Origin of the sequence: Salibacterium qingdaonense, assembly GCF_900114715.1 — a bacterium.
Classification (GTDB): domain Bacteria; phylum Bacillota; class Bacilli; order Bacillales; family Marinococcaceae; genus Salibacterium; species Salibacterium qingdaonense.
Genome location: NZ_FOTY01000041.1, coordinates 1 through 19,408, shown reverse-complemented (window position 1 = coordinate 19,408; position 19,408 = coordinate 1). Strand labels below are relative to the sequence as shown.

Sequence of the window (19,408 nt, the reverse complement as noted above, 5' to 3'; positions counted from 1 at the left end):
TGAACGTTCGATGAAACCTTTTGTGATCGGCCGCAAAAATTGGCTTTTTTCCCAAACACCCCGCGGCGCTCAAGCGAGCGCCATCATTTACAGCATTATCGAAACGGCGAAAGAAAATCATCTCCATCCGTTTCCCTATCTAACCTATTTATTTGAGACGCTGCCCCAGCAGCAGGAAGATGCTTCCTTGGATGAATGGCTTCCCTGGTCTACGCAGCTTCCAGAACGCTGCCGCATTCCTGTCCAATCATAGCCCTGTTTTATAAACGACAAATCCCCATCCTTTTATCAAGGTGGGGATTATTTGACGCTTACGTTTACTATGAGTCTGGGACAAAACCTGTATCAGATGAAGAATGCCGAACGATTTTTTTAATCGTTCGGCATTCTTCATTTTGGAGAGGCACCGCTGCGCCAACATACTTCGCTTTTACTCCAGAGCACAAGGGCGGCATCGGTTCGCCGGGGCTCACCGTGTCTTCATTGCACTCCGGAGTACAAGGGCGACATCGGTTCGCTGGGGCTCACCGTGTCTTCATTGCACCCGGTCGTTTCAGGACCCGTTGGCCGGCATCGAAACAACACCTGAACGGATCCGGCCGTACGGACGCAGAAAATGCAGGCGTTTGTTTGCTGTGTTCAGGTTGGGGGAACGGACATTCGTTGCAAAGGGGTTCTAAGGCACTTTAGGGGGAAAAGGACCCTCTAAAACGTCGTTGGGCACATCGCCGAAGGCATTTTATAGTACCCGGCGCGTCCCTAAACGTCACTATGAATGATTCCGAAGGCACTTTAGATAGTCCCGCGCCCCGGTAAACGTCATTAGGAACGAATCGAGACGGCATGCAGCGGAAAAATGAACGGGTCGGACGCAGCAAAGAGCCCGCGTCATGGCAGGAAAAGGGAGAGAAATAGTCCCGAAGGCACTTTAGGGGGAAAAGGACCCCCTAAAACGTCGTTGGGCATAACGCCTGAGGCACTTTATAGTACCCGGCGCGTCCATAAACGTCACTATGAATGATTCCGAAGGCACTTTAGAGGGTTTGGTACCCCGGTAAACGTCATTAGCCTGTGGAAGTATGTCACGTGCGGGCGCTGACCTGATCGCACACCCTGCGGGGACCCGCGACTCGTGCTGTTTGGAGCAGGAGTCAAAGCATGTTGGCTCCGCTGCTGTACGATGGTTGAACAACGCCGCCGGACATTCGTGTTTTTCCTCCGCCTATTTTATTTTTGTCACAGACTCAATTCACCCCGCAAAAAGTCCATAACCCCACGCCTGTTTATTTACCATATAAAGGAATGGGAAAGGGTTCTATGAGGAGGGTGCATCTGTGATCAAAGCATGTATCCCCCCTTCTTTTTCGTTGGGCGGAGCCGTCTGCCCGACTCCAGCGGGAGAAGCGTCAGCCGAAGATCACCGGAGGCTCATACGAGGTGAGTCAGATCGGCGTTGGCACAGGACGTGCCGGACTTAGCCGATCTTCCTTCCGGTATGTAGCTGAGGCGACGCCCGCGGAAAGCGGGCAGGAAAGGCGGAGTCCAACGAAACGCTTCCTATATTTGGATAATCAACAGCCGTGCCATAACCCTTCCAATACTGCGTATGATAGGAAAAAAGGGGGATATCATCTTTTTGCATGGCACGCTGCCGCGAACCCTCAAACGACTTTCCTGAAATGCTGCATGCCATTCGGGCTGCCGGTACTAATATAAATTTAAAGAAGACCTGAAGTGGTCGGTGGATTGAACCAATGGGCTGTGTTTCCCAAGGGGTCCGGAGAGAAATGGTTGATAGCGTGTTTCTATTGACCAATCCTGAGGGGAAGCAAGACAGAACTAGCTGTAAGCTGTCATTTATCGACCAACCGCTTCTCCCGGAAGTCGATGGATTATGAAGATTATGAGAAGGGTGTTATGGGAAACTGTTGGATATGGTATGATTTTTAAAACGTGATTGTATGCGGTTTGTATGTTACATGAACAGGAGGCGTTTTATGGATGCATTTATTACACAGGAATCTTACGTAATTATGGCCAGGATTTTATCTGCTGCAGCTCTGGCTGGTCTTATTGGCGCAGAACGCGAGTATAAAAAGCACCCGGCTGGATTTCGAACACACCTGCTTGTTGGCACAGGAGCCTGTCTGGCAATGGTTATGGCGTTGTTTGGGTTCCAGCCCTACCTCGAAGAAAATCCTGATATCTCTGCATATGACCCGTCTCGTCTGGCTTCCTATGTCATAAGCGGCGTTGGATTTTTAGGGGCAGGGACAATCATTGTTCAGGGAGTCTCAGTGAAAGGATTGACCACGGCAGCATCTATTTGGGTTGTGGCTGCTATAGGGTTGGCAGCAGGAGCTGGTATGTATTTCGCTGCACTTTTAACAACCATCATTGTTTTGTTGAGTCTGTTGTTTCTCCACAATATCGAGAGGCTGTTTCAGGATACACCAACCCGTAAAAAGGTAGAGGTAACATTAAAGAGCCTTGATACCTCTCTCTCTGAAATTATGAAAGTATTTGAAGAACAGAATATTACGGTGAAAAATATAGCAGGAAGCACGGAAGAGAATGTATCTTTTACTTTTGACATTGAAAGCCTGCCGGATACAAATCAGGCTCACCTCTATGACCAGTTAATCAGAATAAAAGGGGTGCAGAAAGTGGAAATGGTTATGTAGTGGGGCAGAGCTTGATTTTTTTGTTTTTTTGTATTATGATGAAAGTCAAAGATAGTCAAAGTCAGTAGTTCTAAAATAGATATGGAAAGGGAAGGAGGCTGGCCCTTTTGCGTAACATTTCTGATGGTATTGAAAAATATTTAAAGCAGATTCTTACTCAAAGTGAGAAGGATTTAATTGAGATAAAGCGAAGTGAATTGGCAAAGCGTTTTGAATGTGTACCGTCACAGATTAATTATGTAATAAGCACCAGATTCACAAATGAAAAAGGATATATTGTGGAAAGCAAAAGGGGCGGTGGTGGGTACATTCGTATTACAAAAGTAAAGGTGGACGATCACGCCGAACTGATTAATCAACTGTTGATGCTGATTGATGGAGGGATTGATCAGGTAACAGCAGAAAGTATTATTATGCGCCTGTATGAAGAGAATGCTGTATCCAGGCGGGAGGCAAATGTGATGGCATCCGCTCTGGACCGGAATATTCTATCGTTGAAATACGCAGAAGAACGGGATTGGCTTCGCGCGAAAATGTTGAAGGCCATGCTGCAGAGTCTGCGGTATCAATAGAATGGACGGGGAGGGAGGACGTAGAAAGTGCTTTGTCAAGAATGTCAGACACGCCAGGCTGCTCTGCATTTCACTAAAATCATAAACGGAAAAAAAGCAGAGATGCACTTGTGCGATAAATGTGCCCGGAATAAAGGAGAACAGATTCCGGGGTCGAACAGTTATTCTATTCATGAATTATTGTCCGGTCTGTTGAATGTTGAGCATATATCTGGAAACAATGGATTTAAACCGCAGGAAACAGAGGAACCAAGGCAGCCTGTTTGTGATAGGTGTGGTTTAACATATGAACGTTTTGCCAAAACTGGCAGGTTTGGATGTGCCCGGTGTTATCAGGCGTTTGAAACAAAACTGGATTCGATATTAAAACGTGCACATAGTGGAAACCACCGCCATACCGGAAAAATTCCAAAACGAACAGGTGGAAATATGAAGGTGCAGCGCGAAATGGAAGAGCTCCGCGAAGATCTGCGCACAAGCATAGAACAAGAAGAGTTTGAAGAAGCGGCGAGGCTGCGCGACCATATCCGGGAATTGGAAAGAAAAATGCAGAGCGGGGAGGAGGATGCCTGATGTCACTGCAGCGTTTTATTTCCGAAGCGATCAGCCCGTGGATGAAAAGTGGACCGGGGCCGGACAGTGATATTGTATTAAGCACAAGAATCCGTCTTGCCCGTAATATGGAACAATATCCTTTCCCTGTTTTTGCTCCTCCGGAAATGGCTGAAGCGGTACTTAATGATACAGCCGCGGAGTTTTCATCGATTCGGCTGCAGACCGGAAGTTCTCTGGAACGCCTGAACATGGACGATTTGAATTCCAATGAAAAAAGGGTGCTGGTGGAAAAGCATTTAATCAGTCCGTATCTGGCGGAGCGCTCTCAATCCGGTGCTGTCATGCTCAGTCCGGATGAGTCGGTAAGCATTATGTTGAATGAAGAAGATCATATACGGATGCAGACGCTTTTCCGTGGTTTTCAACTGAGTGAGGGACTTGATTTTTCCAATAAGCTGGATGACTGGACCGAAGAAAAGATAACATATGCCTTTGATGAAAAGCGGGGGTACTTAACAAGCTGCCCGACCAATGTCGGCACCGGCATGAGAGCGTCTGTCATGATGCATCTGCCCGCTCTGGTCATGACGCGGCAGCTGAATCGAATTTTACCTGCCATTCACCAGTTAGGGCTTGTCGTTCGCGGAATTTACGGTGAAGGGAGCGAAGCCCAGGGAAATCTTTTTCAGATATCCAATCAAATGACGCTTGGAAAGCCGGAGGAAGATATTGTCGAAGATTTGAAAGGCGTTGTAACGCAGATTATCCGGCAGGAACGAATGGCAAGAGATGCATTGATGCGTTCATCCAGGACGTACATGGAAGATAAAGTGTTCCGCTCCTTTGGGATCTTGAAAAACAGCCGGATCATGGAATCCAAAGAAGCAACGGAAAGACTGTCAGATGTACGTCTTGGTATTGATCTTGATTTAATCAAGGGAATTTCGGGTAATATCCTGAATGAGTTAATGATTTTAACGCAGCCGGGTTTTCTTCGGCAGTATGCTGAAAAAGAGCTGCGGGCGGATGAGCGTGACGTGAGACGTGCAGCGCTGATTCGTGAGAGAATGGAACTGGAGAAACAAAGTGACGAGTAAGTTATTTAAAAGTGGAGGTGCGCATAGATGATGTTTGGACGTTTTACGGAAAGAGCTCAAAAAGTACTGGCGCTTGCGCAGGAAGAAGCTATCCGGCTTGGCCATAACAATATAGGAACAGAACACGTTCTTCTCGGTTTGATCCGGGAGGGAGAAGGTATCGCAGCCAAAGCGCTGCAGGCGTTGAATCTTGGTTCAGACCAGATTCAAAAAGAAGTGGAATCACTGATCGGCACCGGTCAGGAAGGGTCAAAAACGATTCATTATACGCCGAGAGCCAAAAAAGTTATCGAACTGTCCATGGATGAAGCAAGAAAGCTTGGTCATTCCTATGTAGGAACAGAGCACATTCTTCTCGGTTTAATCAGAGAAGGAGAGGGTGTTGCAGCCAGAGTGCTGAATAATTTGGGTGTCAGCCTGAATAAAGCACGCCAGCAGGTTCTTCAGCTGCTTGGCAATAATGAATCCTCCGGTGGTAATCAGCAGCAGGCTGCGCCTGCCGGCGGAAACTCCAATGCCAGCACCCCTACACTGGACAGTCTTGCCCGTGACCTGACTGCCGTAGCGAAAGAAGAGGGGCTTGACCCGGTCATCGGCCGCGGCAATGAAATTGAACGTGTCATTCAGGTGCTTAGCCGCCGGACGAAAAACAACCCGGTACTTATCGGCGAACCTGGTGTCGGTAAAACGGCAGTAGCCGAAGGCCTGGCGCAGTCCATTATTTTCAATGAGGTTCCGGAAATTCTTCGCAGCAAGCGGGTTATGACACTCGATATGGGAACCGTTGTCGCCGGGACCAAATACCGTGGTGAATTCGAAGACCGGCTGAAAAAGGTGATGGAAGAAATCCGTCAGGCCGGGAATGTCATTCTCTTTATTGACGAACTCCACACCCTTATCGGAGCCGGCGGCGCAGAAGGGGCAATTGACGCCTCCAATATTTTGAAACCGTCGCTTGCCAGAGGTGAGCTGCAGTGCATTGGTGCTACGACACTCGATGAATACCGGAAGTACATCGAAAAAGATGCAGCGCTGGAACGCCGTTTTCAGCCGATTCAAGTGGATGAACCTACTGCGGAAGAATCGGTACAAATTCTGGCCGGACTTCGTGACCGTTATGAAGCCCATCACCGTGTCACCATTCCGGACGCTTCCATCGAAGAAGCTGTTAAACTCTCGGATCGTTACATTTCCGACCGTTTCCTTCCGGATAAAGCCATTGACCTGATTGACGAAGCGGGCTCAAAAGTAAGACTCCGCTCTTACACAGCTCCGCCTAATCTGAAAGAGCTGGAACAGAAGCTGGAAGAGACCCGCAAGGAAAAAGATGCATCCGTACAGAGTCAGGAATTTGAAAAAGCGGCATCGCTTCGCGACAGTGAACAGCGCCTGCGTGAAGAAGTCGAAAATATGAAAGACGAATGGAAAGAAAAGCAGGGTCAGGAAAATACAGAAGTGACAGCCGAAGACATTGCCCAGGTCGTAGCAAGCTGGACCGGTATTCCGGTTTCAAAAATTGCCGAAGAAGAAACCGAGCGGCTGCTTCGTATGGAAGAAATTCTTCATAACCGTGTGGTTGGCCAGGATGAAGCGGTGAAATCCCTGTCCCAGGCTGTGCGGCGTGCTCGTGCGGGGCTGAAGGACCCTAAACGCCCGATCGGTTCATTCATATTCCTCGGTCCAACTGGTGTTGGTAAAACAGAACTGGCACGAGCTGTTGCAGAAACACTGTTTGGAGATGAAGAATCCATCATCCGCATTGACATGTCTGAATTCATGGAACGTCATGCCACCAGCCGCCTGGTTGGTTCCCCGCCGGGATATGTAGGATTTGAAGAAGGCGGCCAGCTTACAGAAAAGGTCCGTCGTAATCCGTACTCCGTTATTTTGCTCGACGAGGTGGAAAAGGCGCATCCGGAAGTCTTCAATATTCTCCTGCAGGTTCTTGAGGACGGTTTCCTGACCGATTCGAAAGGCCGCCGCGTGGATTTCAGAAATACGGCCATCATTATGACTTCAAACGTAGGTGCCAACCTGCTCCGTAAAAACAACTATGCAGGTTTTACCACCAATACTGATGAAGGAGAAAACTTCAAGGACATGCGCGATAAAGTGATGGGCGAACTGAAAAATACATTCCGCCCGGAATTTTTGAACCGTCTTGATGAGATCATCGTCTTCCACAGTCTCGAGAAGCAGCACATCAAAGAAATTGTCGGCTTGATGGCCGAACAGCTGAAAAAACGGCTGTCAGAGCAGGGCATTAACTTTGAGCTCAGTGAAGAGGCCCGGAATAAAATCGCAGACGAAGGCTTTGATCCGGAATACGGAGCTCGTCCACTGCGCCGTGCCTTGCAGCGCCAGGTGGAAGACCGTCTTTCTGAAGAACTCCTGCGCGGTGCGATTAAAGACGGAGACACAGCATATATCGATGTGAAAGACGGAGAGTATATTGTTGAAACGAAATCCGGAGCCAAAACGTAAAAGAGAGTATATCTGAATAGCATCAGCTGTTTGTAAAAGGCTCAGGCCTTTTGCGAACAGCTGTTTTATATCAAAAATGAACTCGAACATAAAGCGGGGGACGCTTGATGCCAAAACAAAAATCAAAATTCGTCTGTCAGGACTGCGGGTATGAATCACAAAAATGGATGGGGCGCTGTCCAGGCTGCGGAGAATGGAACACACTTGTCGAAGAAATCGAGGCACCGGCAGACAGTTCCGGAGCGAAACGATCGTTTCAGCAGAGCGGAGAGGCGTCGAAAAAGCCGGAACCAATAACGAAGGTGGCGGGAGAAAAAGAACCGAGAATAGATACATCTCTGCCGGAGTTGAACAGGGTACTCGGCGGGGGAATCGTGCCGGGTTCACTCGTATTGGTAGGCGGGGACCCAGGAATAGGAAAATCCACCCTTCTTCTGCAGCTGACGTCGGTACTGGCCGAACAGAATCACAGTGTGCTTTATATCTCCGGAGAAGAATCGGTAAAACAGACCAAACTAAGAGCGGACCGTCTCGGGGTTCACGCTGATACGCTGTTTGTATTCGCAGAGACCGACATGGATTTGATAGATCAGGCGATTCATCAGATTCAGCCCACGATGGTAGTAATTGATTCTATCCAGACTGTGCATCAGTCCAGCATATCTTCTGCGCCCGGCAGTGTGTCTCAGGTGCGTGAAACCACCTCCGCTTTCATGAAAATAGCGAAGTCAAGAGGTATTGCCGTGTTTATCGTCGGTCACGTGACCAAGCAGGGAGCAATAGCCGGCCCGAAAATGCTGGAACATATGGTCGACTCGGTCCTTTACTTTGAAGGGGAACAGCACCATACGTACCGCATTCTCCGTGCCGTAAAAAACCGTTTTGGATCAACGAATGAAATCGGTATTTTTGAGATGAAGGAAATGGGATTGAAAGAGGTGAAAAATCCGTCCGAGATTTTTCTGGAGGAACGAACCCAGGGGAGTGCCGGATCCATCGTTGTAGCCTCGCTCGAAGGAACCCGTCCTGTACTCGTTGAAATACAGGCTCTCATTGCACCGTCGAGCTTTTCCAATCCGAAGCGGACTGCAACCGGAGTGGATCACAACCGGATTGCTCTTTTGATGGCCGTTCTTGAGAAGCGGCTCGGTATGCTGCTGCAGAACCAGGATGCCTACATGAACGTGGCAGGCGGTGTGAAACTGGATGAGCCGGCGATTGATCTTGGTCTGGCGGTGTGCATTGCTTCGAGTTTCCGTAATCATGCAACCAACCCGGCGGATGTCGTTGTGGGTGAAGTGGGTTTGACCGGCGAAATACGACGGGTTGCCCGGGTGGAGGACAGAATTTATGAAGCGGCCAAACTTGGTTTTGAACGGGCGGTTGTACCGCAGAAAAATCTGGAGGGATGGACGTACCCTGAAAATATTGAAGTCGTCGGCGTATCGACGCTGGAAGAAGCACTGGAAGTGTGTCTTGAACACTCCACTCTTCAATGGTGAAAAATGTAACTTGTTGTAGAATGTGACATCGGAATTACAATTTGTTCACGATACAATGAAAATTTCCAAAAATCTGTGACAATCACCTTGAAATTTGCTACATTTAAATTAAAACCCCCTTGCTGGATAGATGATATAAAGAAATTCGGCAGCAGGGTTTGAAAATAGAAATATTGTCCATAATGATGAAAAGGAGGTGAGAGGGTGTGCTGAAAAGTATTGTACAACTATTTTTTATTTTGGCCGGAGGCACGCTGGGTGTTATCTTTATACCGGAATTAATATCTTTACTAAATTATAGCTCGATACCTGGTTGGCTCGGCAATCCATATGTAAGCGCACTTCTCGGCGCAGTTATTGTATTTGCGGCAACGTTCTGGGTGGCTGACCATATTGTCCACGGAATGCGGGTGCTGGAAGAAAAGATTGTGAGAGCCCCGGTTACCGATGTGCTCTTTGGGACATTTGGTCTTGTATTCGGTTTAGTAGTGGCGTTTCTCATCAGCCTGCCGCTGGATTCCCTGTATCTTCCGGTCGTTAACTCTGTTTTACCAATCTTTATCACGTTTTTTCTTGGTTATTTTGGTTTTCAGTTCGGCTTCAAGAAACGTGAGGAGCTTAAAAGTCTGCTTCCAGCCGCACGTGCTGCTTCCACGGCAAAAAAGAAAGAGGAAACAGTACCTGTGGAAGAAAGAGCTAAGGTTAAAATTCTGGATACCAGCGTTATTATAGACGGTCGTATCGCAGATGTCTGTCAGACCGGATTCATTGAAGGGACACTCGTCATTCCGGAATTTGTGCTGGAAGAACTGCAGCATATTGCGGATTCGTCCGATGTATTGAAACGAAACCGCGGCCGCCGTGGTCTGGATATTTTAAACCGGATTCAAAAAGAACTGCCCGTGAATGTGGAGATTTATGAAGGAGACTTCGAAGATATCCATGAAGTGGACAGCAAACTGGTGAAGCTGGCGAAGATACGCGAAGGCATGGTTGTCACCAATGACTTCAACCTGAATAAAGTATGCGATCTGCAGGGTGTGGAAGTACTGAACATCAATGACCTGGCCAATTCTGTTAAACCAGTCGTACTCCCAGGAGAAGAAATGAATGTCCAGGTTATCAAAGACGGGAAAGAACAGGATCAGGGTGTCGCCTATCTTGATGACGGAACGATGATTGTCGTGGAAGGCGGACGCGAGTACATCAGCAAAACAGTTCAGGTTGTAGTAACCAGCGTCCTTCAGACAAGTGCGGGTCGTATGATATTTGCCAAACCAAAACTGATGGAAAAAGCCTTATAAACGAAATGCCCCTCTGTCTCATGCAGGCAGGGGGGTTTCTTGGTGAAGGGGTTTCCGCTGTCCGGGGCGCTGTGCGCTTTTCTTATTGCGACCTGAGGGCTTTCAAGTTATGATAAAAGAGCCTGATTTTAAAGCGAGCTCAGTTATTGGAGAGGTAATATGAAATATACAGTCGTGATACCGGCGGCAGGACAGGGCAAGCGGATGAAAGCCGGTCATAATAAGCAGTTTTTGATGCTCGAGGACCGGCCTTTAATCGTTCATACCGTCTCTGTTTTTGAACAGGACCCGTGGTGTGAACGGATTATTGTCGTCGCCAATGATGATGAAACCGGCCCGATGAACACATTATTCAAGAAATGGAACGTCAGTAAAATTGAACATATTGTGACTGGCGGTCAGGAAAGACAGGATAGTGTGTTTGAAGGACTGAAGAAGGCAGACGGCTCAGATGACGCAATTGTTCTGGTCCACGACGGAGCGCGGCCGTTTGTGACGGAAGACCATATACATGAACTGGTCCTCAAAGCATCAGAGCAGGGGGCAGCAGTAATCGGTCTCCGCATGAAAGATACAGTGAAAAAGGTCGCTGATGGTGTAGTAACCGAAACGATTGAGCGTTCAAGTGTCTGGTCCGTCCAGACACCGCAGGCTTTTCAGTTTTCCGTTGTTTACGATGCTTATCAAAAAGCCGAAGAAGATCAGTTCCGGGGGACGGATGACACCAGCCTAGTGGAACGGATGAACGTTCCGGTACATATCGTGGAAGGCGGTTATGATAATATTAAACTGACTACCCCGGAAGATATGGTCGTCGCCAAAGCGATCCTGAAAAAGCGAAGGGGGAAGGGCAGTGAGAATAGGACATGGGTTTGATGTACACCGGCTGACAGAAGGGCGCCCGCTTATACTGGGAGGGGTGACCATCCCGCACCCTAAAGGGCTGGACGGGCATTCCGACGCTGATGTTCTGCTGCACGCGGTGGCGGATGCGCTGCTCGGTGCTGTTGGAGGCGGTGATATCGGTGCTCATTTTCCAGATACGGATCCCGCCTATAAAGACATGGACTCTTTACTGCTGCTTGAGCAGGTTTATGAGCTGGTTCGGGAGAAGGGGTACCAACTAGTCAATATAGATGGTACAATTCTTGCGCAGAAACCGAAGATGGCACCTTATATTGATGAGATGCGAAGCAACATAGCCCGTGTGCTTAAAAATCCCCTTTCCGGGGTTAATGTAAAAGCAACGACAACCGAAAAGCTTGGATTTACGGGAAGAGAAGAAGGTATTGCCGCTCATGCTGTCATCCTGCTTGAGAACAGAGCAGAAGCAGATGGAGGCGCAAAGCACGTCTAATAAAAAACAGAACTAATCATGATGGAAGGTGGAGGATTATGAGCAGCGAAGTACGAGTTCGGTTTGCGCCAAGCCCGACAGGACATCTTCATATCGGCGGAGCGCGTTCTGCGTTGTTTAACTTTCTGTTCGCCCGCAGTCAGGGCGGAAAGTTTATTGTCCGCATTGAAGACACAGATCAGGCAAGAAATGTGGAAGATGCCACGGATAAACTGATGGACAGCCTGAAATGGCTCGGCATCGACTGGGATGAAAGTGTGGACAAAGGAGGTCCTTACGCTCCCTACCGCTGTATGGACAGAATTGATATTTACGAAAAATATCTGCAGCAGCTTCTTGAAGAAGGAAAAGCGTACTATGATTACATGACGGAAGAAGAACTGCAGAAAGAACGCGAAGAACAGCTTGCCCGCGGAGAAGCTCCGAAATACAGCGGACGCGACCGTGATTTGACACCGGAACAGAGAAAAGCCTACGAAGATCAGGGAATCCAGCCGGTCGTGCGTTTTCGTGTTCCTGAAAACAAAAGCGTACACGTACCGGATCAGGTTCGGGGAGATGTCACGTTTGAAACAGATGATATCGGTGATTTCGTCATTGCTCGTAAAGACGGAATCCCCACCTATAACTTCGCGGTCGTCGTCGATGATCATTTGATGGCCATTTCGCATGTTATCCGCGGGGAAGAGCATTTGTCCAACGCGCCGAGGCAGGCTCTGGTGTTTGAAGCATTCGGCTGGGAAAAGCCGATGTTTGCCCATGCTTCCCTGATTCTTAATCCCGACCGTCAGAAAATGAGCAAACGAGACGAATCCATTATGCAGTTCGTGGAGCAGTACCAGGAACTTGGGTATCTGCCGGAAGCACTGGTCAATTTTCTCGCGCTGCTCGGCTGGTCGCCTGTCGGGGAAGAAGAGCTGTTTTCGATGGAAGCACTGCAGGAGCAGTTTTCACTGGAACGCGTTTCCAAAGCGCCGGCGGTTTTTGACAACGACAAACTAGCCTGGATGAATAACCAGTATGTAAAAGAAGCGGACCTGGACCGACTTACAAAACTGGCTGTTCCTTACCTTCAGAAAGAAGACAAACTGCCTGATTCATTAAGTGAAACGCAGTATGAATGGACGAAACGTCTCGTTTCCATTTATCAGGAACAGATGCACTGCGCCGCGGAAATCACCAAGTTGACAGAGTTGTTTTTTCAAAGCGGAATCGATTATAATGAAGATGCCAAAGATGTATTGTCCGGAGAACAGGTGCCGGAGGTCCTGGAGCAGTTTTCAAAAGAATTGGAAGCTCTTGAGGCCTTTGAACCGGATGAAATAAAGGCAGCTATCAAGTCTGTGCAGAAAGCGACAGGACATAAAGGCAAGAAACTGTTTATGCCGATCCGGGCAGCGGTGACCGGGCAGACACACGGTCCGGAGCTGCCGCAGGCAATCGCGCTGCTTGGAGAAGAAACTGTACAGGAGCGGCTGAAGCACGCAGCATCACAATAAAAAAGAGAAAGTGTAGACGGGAAGAAGTAAGCGGCGCTTCGTCCAGACAGAGAGAATCACCGCGGCTGAGAGTGGTTTTGGAACGACGCAGCTGAACATGCATCCCTGAGCCTTCCGCTGAAACGATAGTAGGCGGAAGCGGCAGTAATGCCGTTATCCAGGAAGGGAAAAGAAATATCCCGCGGGAGGTATTTCTTTTAAACAGAGTGGAACCGCGTTTCAAGACAAGCGTCTCTGTGCAGAAAACATGCACGGAGACGCTTTTTTACTACACCCGGGGGAGGGAAGTGGAATACGCTATGTGGAAGACGTTAAAAAATGATATGGACGTGGTGTTTGAACAGGATCCTGCTGCCCGAAGCAGGCTGGAAGTCGTATTCACCTATGCCGGCGTGCATGCTATCTGGTCCCACCGGATCGCTCATCTGCTCTGGAAAAAGAAGATGTATTTTCTGGGACGTCTTCTCTCCCAGATCAGCCGTTTCTTTACAGGGATTGAAATTCATCCGGGAGCGGTCATCGGCCAGCGCCTGTTTATTGACCACGGCATGGGTGTTGTTATTGGAGAGACATGTGAGATTAAAGACAACGTGACTATTTACCAGGGTGTGACACTTGGCGGCACCGGCAAAGAAAAAGGGAAACGTCACCCGACCATTGAAGACAATGTGCTGATTGCGACTGGTGCCAAAATTCTTGGGTCGATGACAATCGGCCGGAATTCCAATATAGGCGGCGGCTCTGTTGTTTTAAAAGAAGTGCCGCCCAACTCTACCGTAGTCGGCATTCCGGGTAAAGTCGTCGTTCAGGACGGAGTGAAAGTGGAACGCAATGACCTGAATCATCATAAGCTGCCCGATCCTGTCTCGGATAAATTTAAAGAACTGGAACAGGAGATTGCGGAACTGAAACGAGAGCTTGCGGAGCAAAAAGGAAAAACGATAAAGGAAGGGACCGATGACTGAATGGGGATTATGCTGTATAACACACTAACCCGGCAGAAAGAAGCATTTCAGCCGATGTCCGGCAGCGAAGTGAAAATGTATGTGTGCGGACCAACCGTTTATAACTATATCCACATCGGGAACGCCCGTCCGGCAATCGTGTTTGATATGGTTCGCAAATACCTCGAATACCGCGGGTACAATGTTCACTATGTTTCGAATTTCACCGATGTCGATGATAAAATCATTAAAGCCGCGAACGAACTCGGTGAAGAGGTTCCCCGGCTCGCAGAGCGTTTTATAGAGGCGTACTTTGAAGATACCGGAGCGCTCGGGGTGGATAAAGCGGATCTTCATCCGCGGGTGACAGAAACGATGCCTGAAATCATTTCGTTTATCAAAGCATTGATAGACAAAGGATATGCTTATGAAGCAGACGGGGATGTCTATTTTTCCACGCGGTCTTTTTCCGGTTACGGCAAGTTGTCGTCGCAATCGATTCAGGATCTGCAGCTTGGCGCCCGTATTGAACCGGGGGAGAAAAAGAAGAACGCACTTGATTTCGCCCTGTGGAAGTCATCCAAAGAAGGGGAAATCGCCTGGGAAAGCCCGTGGGGCAGCGGACGTCCGGGGTGGCATATCGAATGCTCGGCGATGGTGAAGAAATACCTGGGTGAGACAATTGATATTCACGCCGGCGGACAGGACCTGGCCTTTCCGCATCACGAAAACGAAATGGCTCAGTCGGAAGCTTTGAATGAACAGGAGATGGCCCGCTACTGGATGCATAACGGCTACATCCAGATTGATAATGAAAAAATGTCCAAATCACTCGGGAATTTTGTGCTTGTTCATGACATTATTCAAAAGCATTCTCCCGAAGTCATTCGTTTCTTTATGCTGCAGGCGCATTACCGCAGTCCGTTGAATTTCAATGAAGAACTGCTCGAAAGTGCCAAAAACAGCCTGGAACGGATTCAGACTACCGTCAATAACCTGAAGCACCGCCGCCGGGAAAGTGCGGACTTTGGAGAAGCAGGCAGGTGGAAGGAAACCGCATCAAAACACCTGCAGCGTTTTATCCGTGAAATGGACGATGATTTTAACAGCGCCAACGGTATCACGGTCCTGTTTGATCTCATCAAAACAGCCAACCTCTATCTTGAGGAGAAACAGACGTCCAAAGAAGTGCTGACATCCTTTTTGGACACGATTCGTGAAATCGGATCGGCGCTGGATATCAAGGTGGAAACGTCGGAAGGTATGCTGGATGAAGAGATTGAAGCGTTGATGGAAGAACGGGTGCAGGCCAGGAAATCAAGAAATTTTGCGAGAGCGGATGAAATCCGGGATCATCTGAAGGAACAGGGGATCATTCTCGAAGATACCCCGCAGGGCACACGATGGAAAAGAGAGCAGTCATGACAGGTAAAAATCAGTATGTAGATGCAGGACAGTTAAATGCCCTTGCGCTTGCCTATATGGGAGATGCCGTCTATGATCTTCACATCCGCCACTACCTTATCGCCTCTGGAAGCGTACGGCCGAATCAGCTTCACCGGAGCGCTGTCACTTATGTTTCCGCTGAAGCCCAGGCTGAAGTGATGCATGCCTTGCTGCAGGAGGATATGCTCTCCGGTGAGGAAGCCGCCGCAGCGAGACGCGGTCGAAATGCAAAATCTGGATCGGTCCCGAAAAACACGGATCAAAACACGTACCGGTACAGCACTGCGTTTGAAGCATTGATTGGATACGTGTACTTCCGCGGCCGGGGGGATAGACTGGAAGAGCTTATTACTTATGCTGTAAAGATAAGGGAAGGGAGTGAGAAAGAATGAAAGACGAATGGATATACGGAAAGAATGCTGTGCTGGAAGCCCTGCGTGCCGAGAAGCCGATTCATAAGATCTGGCTCGCCGAGGGCTCTGGGAAGGGCCAGATCCGTGATGTGCAGAAATTGGCAAAAGAGCAGGGTATTGTCGTGCAGACGGTACCGCGGAATAAGTTGAACGATCTTTCCGGAACGACGGCGCATCAAGGGGTGCTGGCTTCCGTGCCGGCCGTGTCCTATGCAGCGGTGGAAGATTTGTTTGCGGCTGCAGAGACAAAGCAGGAAAAACCGTTTTTTGTACTGTTGGATGAAATCTCGGATCCTCACAACCTTGGAGCGATTATCCGTACGGCAGATGCATCCGGCGCCCACGGAGTTATTATTCCAAAACGACGCTCTGCGGGACTGACCGATACCGTCTTCAAATCATCTGCCGGTGCTGCAGCCCACGTTCCGGTAGCCAGGGTAACCAATATGGCACGGACGATGGAAGAACTGAAAAAAGAAGGGCTGTGGCTGGCCGGAGCTGCGGGAGAGGAGACAGAGGATTACCGGACGCTGGATGCCTCGGTTCCTGTCGGCCTCGTCGTTGGAAACGAAGGAAAAGGGATGAGCCGCAACGTAAAGGAAAAGTGTGATTTTCTGCTGTCGATTCCCATGGCTGGACAAGTGTCCTCGTTAAACGTTTCAGCAGCAGCTTCTCTTCTTATGTATGAAGTTTACCGCCGCCGCTCTCCGTTAGGAAGCGTCTAGCATGAAAGATATACTGCTCGTGGACGGATACAACATAATAGGAGACTGGCCGGAATTAAAAGAATTACGTGATAAAAATCTGGAAGAGGCAAGAGACCGCCTTGTGCAGAAGATGGCCGAATACCGTGCCTACAAGGGCTGGGATATCAAAGTGATTTTTGATGCTCATATGGTGGAAGGAGCAGGCCGCTTGTATCAAAAGTATTTGGTGGATGTTATTTTTACAAAAGAGAACGAAACAGCGGATGAACGGATTGAAAAACTGGTAGGACAATTAAAGAATGTGGAAACAAGAGTTTACGTTGCCACCTCGGATTATGCGGAACAGTCCTTTACTTTTGGCAGTGGAGCCCTGCGCAAGTCCGCACGCGAATTACGGGTGGAAATGGAAATGGTGGAACAAAACATATCGCGGGATGTAACCGAACAGGCGCGGCAGGAACATATGTCGAATTTTCCCCTTCCGCGCGAAATAGCTGAAATTTTTGAAAAATGGCGTCGAGGGGGCCGTTGAGCTGTTGACGCCTTCATAAAAATTCCTATATAATATTGCTATATATTCCTGCAATCTACAATCAGTCGAGGGCGGAGGGGTTGTATTGGGTCTTGACCTCAAAGAAAACGGACATCAGTATACCGGAAGAACAGAAGATGAACTGCTTATAAGGCATGTTCACTCCGGGGACAGTCATGCGCTGGAATTTCTTATTAACAAGTACAAGAACTTTGTCCGGGCCAAAGCCAGATCCTACTTCCTGATCGGCGGTGATCAGGAGGACATTGTACAGGAAGGGATGATTGGTCTGTACAAAGCGGTCCGCGACTATCAGGGGGACAAGCTGTCATCTTTCCGCGCGTTTGCGGAACTGTGTATCACACGTCAGATCATTACTGCTATAAAAACAGCCACACGGCAGAAACATATGCCGCTTAATTCTTATGTGTCGCTGGACAAGCCTCTTTACGATGAAGAGTCGGAGCGGACGCTTCTTGATGTGCTCTGTGAATCGCGTGGAAGTGATCCGGAGGAGCTTCTTGTAAACCGTGAGGAACTACATGATATTGAAGGGCGGATTGGTGAAGTCCTCAGTGATTTGGAACAGAGAGTGCTGATGTTATATCTGGATGGGAGGTCGTATCAGGAAATTTCAGGAGAGCTGAAACGTCATGTGAAATCTATTGATAATGCGTTGCAGCGCGTAAAACGAAAATTAGAGAAGTGTGTCGAAGTAAAGGGTGTCGGTTCTTAAGGAATAAAGAGACCTTCAATTTTAAGCAATGAAAGTAAGCGTTTTCAAATTGTGTGACGTGGTGGTTTCTTTTTGGCTGCAGAGCGTGTCAACGTAAATTGACATGCTCTTTTTTTTATGATAAAGTGACTTAGCGTATGCAGAATGTATGTCCATTAGATACCTTGATTGGCAGCTGAAAAGAATAGCCTGCGTGTTTTTGGGAAACAACGGAATAATCGGGAGAAACAAACCGCATGGAACGGATGGAAGAAGCTGAGAGCGGTTGTTTTTTTATTTGTTCACAAAAAAGATAGACACATAGTTGGATCAGAGGAGAAAGGCGGCCGTCTGTGGAAGGCAGGACGGTTTGGCTCGTTTGGAGGTGGCTGTATGGCTGACGGAACAAAAAGCCCGGTGAAGTTTCTGCGTGAAGTAGGGAAAGAAATGAAGCGCGTCACCTGGCCGACACGAAGAGAACTGACAAAATACACAATTGTTGTTTTAGTGACGGTGGTGTTCTTTGTTATTTTCTTTGCGGTCGTGGATCTCGGGTTGTCAGAGCTGGTTCGAATTATTCTTGAGTAAAGGCATGAGCAGAAGGCTCCGAATAAAAGGAGGGAAGGACGGACCGTCCAGCAAATAATGGAAATGAATTGGTATGTGGTTCACACCTATTCCGGTTATGAGAATAAAGTGAAAACGAACCTGGAAAAGCGCGTCGCCTCAATGGAGATGACGGACAAAATTTTCCGGGTGCTTGTACCGGTTGAAGAAGAAACTGAAGTGAAAAATGGAAAGACCAAACAGGTTATGCGCAAAATATTCCCCGGGTATGTCATTGTGGAGATGGTTATGACGGATGATTCCTGGTATGTTGTGCGCAATACACCTGGAGTAACAGGGTTTGTCGGGTCTACCGGGGCTGGTTCGAAACCAACCCCGCTTCTACCTGAAGAAGTGGAGCATATTCTCCGTCAGGCTGGAGAGCAGGAGCCCAAAGCCGAAACAGATTTTGAACTGCAGGAAGCGGTGAAAGTAACAGAAGGTCCGTTCGCCGATTTCACAGGTACTATCGAAGATATTAACGCGGAAAAACAGAAAATAAAAGTCCACGTCAACATGTTTGGACGTGAAACACCAGTGGAGCTTGAATTCACCCAGGTGGAAAAGTTATAGGAACAGCACATGCCCCTGCCGGCCGGAGGCCCGTTCCGGACTTCAGCAAAAGTTGAAACGTATAAAATCTTGAATTGCAATAATAAATGCAACAACCACCGAAATTCCATTATCTGTCATTATATAATTGTGGCCAACGCCTGTTCGTATCGGTCATTAGGAGATTGGTATCCCAGGATTTTGCGGGGAAGCGTATTGCACCAGTTCTCGACATAAGCAACGACGGTATCGTCCAGATCGTCGATGGATTTCCCTTTCGGTATAAACCGTCGGATTAACCCATTGTGACGTTCATTCGTGCCTCTCTCACTAGAAGTGTAGGGATGGGTGTAATAGACGTTCACCTGGTCGCAGTCAATGGCTTGCGTCAGCTCGCTGAATTCGGAGCCGTTGTCCGAAGTAATGGTTTGAAAGACGG

At 48.4% G+C, this 19,408-nt stretch carries 20 protein-coding genes and 1 other annotated feature; of the genes, 19 read left to right on the top strand and 1 reads right to left on the bottom strand.

All coding sequences use genetic code 11. The features are described from left to right. The 19 genes from BM058_RS16780 to nusG all read left to right on the top strand — a co-directional run. On the top strand, positions 1-253 hold a 253-nt coding region (locus BM058_RS16780; protein ID WP_143083061.1), incomplete at its 5' end, for a transposase domain-containing protein. 1,744 nt (positions 254-1,997) lie between these two features. Further along, positions 1,998-2,684 (top strand): MgtC/SapB family protein, encoded by a 687-nt coding sequence (locus BM058_RS16775; protein ID WP_090928610.1) that lies wholly within the window; start codon positions 1,998-2,000, stop codon positions 2,682-2,684. A 107-nt stretch (positions 2,685-2,791) separates the two neighbouring features. Further along, positions 2,792-3,256 (top strand): CtsR family transcriptional regulator, encoded by a 465-nt coding sequence (locus BM058_RS16770; RefSeq protein ID WP_090928607.1) that lies wholly within the window; start codon positions 2,792-2,794, stop codon positions 3,254-3,256. Positions 3,257-3,283: 27 nt separating this feature from the next. After that, entirely contained in the window at positions 3,284-3,829 is a 546-nt protein-coding gene (locus BM058_RS16765) for a UvrB/UvrC motif-containing protein (RefSeq protein WP_090928605.1), read from the top strand. After that, a complete protein-coding gene (locus BM058_RS16760) occupies positions 3,829-4,908 on the top strand; it encodes a protein arginine kinase (RefSeq protein ID WP_090928602.1) in 1,080 nt (359 codons plus the stop codon). Before BM058_RS16765 ends, BM058_RS16760 begins: the two co-directional genes overlap by 1 nt. Before the next feature lie 27 nt (positions 4,909-4,935). Then, entirely contained in the window at positions 4,936-7,392 is a 2,457-nt protein-coding gene (gene clpC, locus BM058_RS16755) for an ATP-dependent protease ATP-binding subunit ClpC (protein WP_090928599.1), read from the top strand. 107 nt (positions 7,393-7,499) lie between these two features. Next, on the top strand, positions 7,500-8,894 hold the full coding sequence (gene radA / locus BM058_RS16750) for a DNA repair protein RadA (protein WP_090928596.1): 1,395 nt from the start codon (positions 7,500-7,502) through the stop codon (positions 8,892-8,894). A 206-nt stretch (positions 8,895-9,100) separates the two neighbouring features. Then, positions 9,101-10,198 carry a PIN/TRAM domain-containing protein gene (locus BM058_RS16745; protein WP_090928594.1) on the top strand — a complete coding sequence of 366 codons (1,098 nt, stop codon included), beginning with the start codon at positions 9,101-9,103 and terminating at the stop codon, positions 10,196-10,198. A 159-nt stretch (positions 10,199-10,357) separates the two neighbouring features. Then, positions 10,358-11,074, top strand: coding sequence for a 2-C-methyl-D-erythritol 4-phosphate cytidylyltransferase (gene ispD, locus BM058_RS16740; protein ID WP_090928591.1), 717 nt, complete (start codon positions 10,358-10,360; stop codon positions 11,072-11,074). Continuing rightward, on the top strand, positions 11,052-11,555 hold the full coding sequence (ispF, locus tag BM058_RS16735; RefSeq protein WP_090928589.1) for a 2-C-methyl-D-erythritol 2,4-cyclodiphosphate synthase: 504 nt from the start codon (positions 11,052-11,054) through the stop codon (positions 11,553-11,555). The genes ispD and ispF overlap by 23 nt, the downstream gene beginning before the upstream one ends. 38 nt (positions 11,556-11,593) lie before the next feature. Then, positions 11,594-13,054 carry a glutamate--tRNA ligase gene (gltX, locus tag BM058_RS16730; RefSeq protein ID WP_090928587.1) on the top strand — a complete coding sequence of 487 codons (1,461 nt, stop codon included), beginning with the start codon at positions 11,594-11,596 and terminating at the stop codon, positions 13,052-13,054. Positions 13,055-13,058: 4 nt separating this feature from the next. Then, positions 13,059-13,293: a binding site (T-box leader), on the top strand. Positions 13,294-13,353: 60 nt separating this feature from the next. Then, positions 13,354-14,019, top strand: a complete 666-nt coding sequence (epsC, locus tag BM058_RS16725) for a serine O-acetyltransferase EpsC (protein WP_090928613.1) — start codon at positions 13,354-13,356, stop codon at positions 14,017-14,019. Then, complete coding sequence (cysS, locus tag BM058_RS16720) at positions 14,020-15,423, top strand: cysteine--tRNA ligase (protein ID WP_090928585.1); 1,404 nt, start codon at positions 14,020-14,022, stop codon at positions 15,421-15,423. It begins immediately after the preceding gene. Then, complete coding sequence (locus tag BM058_RS16715; RefSeq protein WP_090928583.1) at positions 15,420-15,836, top strand: Mini-ribonuclease 3; 417 nt, start codon at positions 15,420-15,422, stop codon at positions 15,834-15,836. The genes cysS and BM058_RS16715 overlap by 4 nt, the downstream gene beginning before the upstream one ends. Beyond that, complete coding sequence (gene rlmB / locus BM058_RS16710) at positions 15,833-16,582, top strand: 23S rRNA (guanosine(2251)-2'-O)-methyltransferase RlmB (protein WP_090928580.1); 750 nt, start codon at positions 15,833-15,835, stop codon at positions 16,580-16,582. Before BM058_RS16715 ends, rlmB begins: the two co-directional genes overlap by 4 nt. Before the next feature lies 1 nt (position 16,583). Continuing rightward, positions 16,584-17,096: an NYN domain-containing protein gene (locus BM058_RS16705; protein WP_090928578.1), complete on the top strand. Its 513-nt coding sequence runs from the start codon at positions 16,584-16,586 to the stop codon at positions 17,094-17,096. An 85-nt stretch (positions 17,097-17,181) separates the two neighbouring features. After that, on the top strand, positions 17,182-17,832 hold the full coding sequence (gene sigH, locus BM058_RS16700; protein ID WP_090928575.1) for an RNA polymerase sporulation sigma factor SigH: 651 nt from the start codon (positions 17,182-17,184) through the stop codon (positions 17,830-17,832). Between the two features lie 372 nt (positions 17,833-18,204). Further along, on the top strand, positions 18,205-18,399 hold the full coding sequence (secE, locus tag BM058_RS16695) for a preprotein translocase subunit SecE (protein ID WP_090928572.1): 195 nt from the start codon (positions 18,205-18,207) through the stop codon (positions 18,397-18,399). Positions 18,400-18,456: 57 nt separating this feature from the next. Then, on the top strand, positions 18,457-18,990 hold the full coding sequence (gene nusG, locus BM058_RS16690; RefSeq protein WP_090928569.1) for a transcription termination/antitermination protein NusG: 534 nt from the start codon (positions 18,457-18,459) through the stop codon (positions 18,988-18,990). Between the two features lie 119 nt (positions 18,991-19,109). Here nusG and BM058_RS16685 read toward each other — a convergent pair. Beyond that, positions 19,110-19,408, bottom strand: a 299-nt coding sequence (locus BM058_RS16685; protein ID WP_143083060.1) for an IS30 family transposase, incomplete at its 5' end; no start/stop codon positions are given.

Bases quoted from the DNA above. Each gene is read 5' to 3' on its own strand.
- BM058_RS16775 (WP_090928610.1), top strand. From the start codon at position 1,998: ATGGATGCATTTATTACACAGGAATCTTACGTAATTATGGCCAGGATT.
- BM058_RS16760 (WP_090928602.1), top strand. From the start codon at position 3,829: ATGTCACTGCAGCGTTTTATTTCCGAAGCGATCAGCCCGTGGATGAAA.
- clpC (WP_090928599.1), top strand. From the start codon at position 4,936: ATGATGTTTGGACGTTTTACGGAAAGAGCTCAAAAAGTACTGGCGCTT.
- radA (WP_090928596.1), top strand. From the start codon at position 7,500: ATGCCAAAACAAAAATCAAAATTCGTCTGTCAGGACTGCGGGTATGAA.
- ispD (WP_090928591.1), top strand. From the start codon at position 10,358: ATGAAATATACAGTCGTGATACCGGCGGCAGGACAGGGCAAGCGGATG.
- gltX (WP_090928587.1), top strand. From the start codon at position 11,594: ATGAGCAGCGAAGTACGAGTTCGGTTTGCGCCAAGCCCGACAGGACAT.
- epsC (WP_090928613.1), top strand. From the start codon at position 13,354: ATGTGGAAGACGTTAAAAAATGATATGGACGTGGTGTTTGAACAGGAT.
- cysS (WP_090928585.1), top strand. From the start codon at position 14,020: ATGGGGATTATGCTGTATAACACACTAACCCGGCAGAAAGAAGCATTT.
- BM058_RS16715 (WP_090928583.1), top strand. From the start codon at position 15,420: ATGACAGGTAAAAATCAGTATGTAGATGCAGGACAGTTAAATGCCCTT.
- rlmB (WP_090928580.1), top strand. From the start codon at position 15,833: ATGAAAGACGAATGGATATACGGAAAGAATGCTGTGCTGGAAGCCCTG.
- BM058_RS16705 (WP_090928578.1), top strand. From the start codon at position 16,584: ATGAAAGATATACTGCTCGTGGACGGATACAACATAATAGGAGACTGG.
- secE (WP_090928572.1), top strand. From the start codon at position 18,205: ATGGCTGACGGAACAAAAAGCCCGGTGAAGTTTCTGCGTGAAGTAGGG.
- nusG (WP_090928569.1), top strand. From the start codon at position 18,457: ATGGAAATGAATTGGTATGTGGTTCACACCTATTCCGGTTATGAGAAT.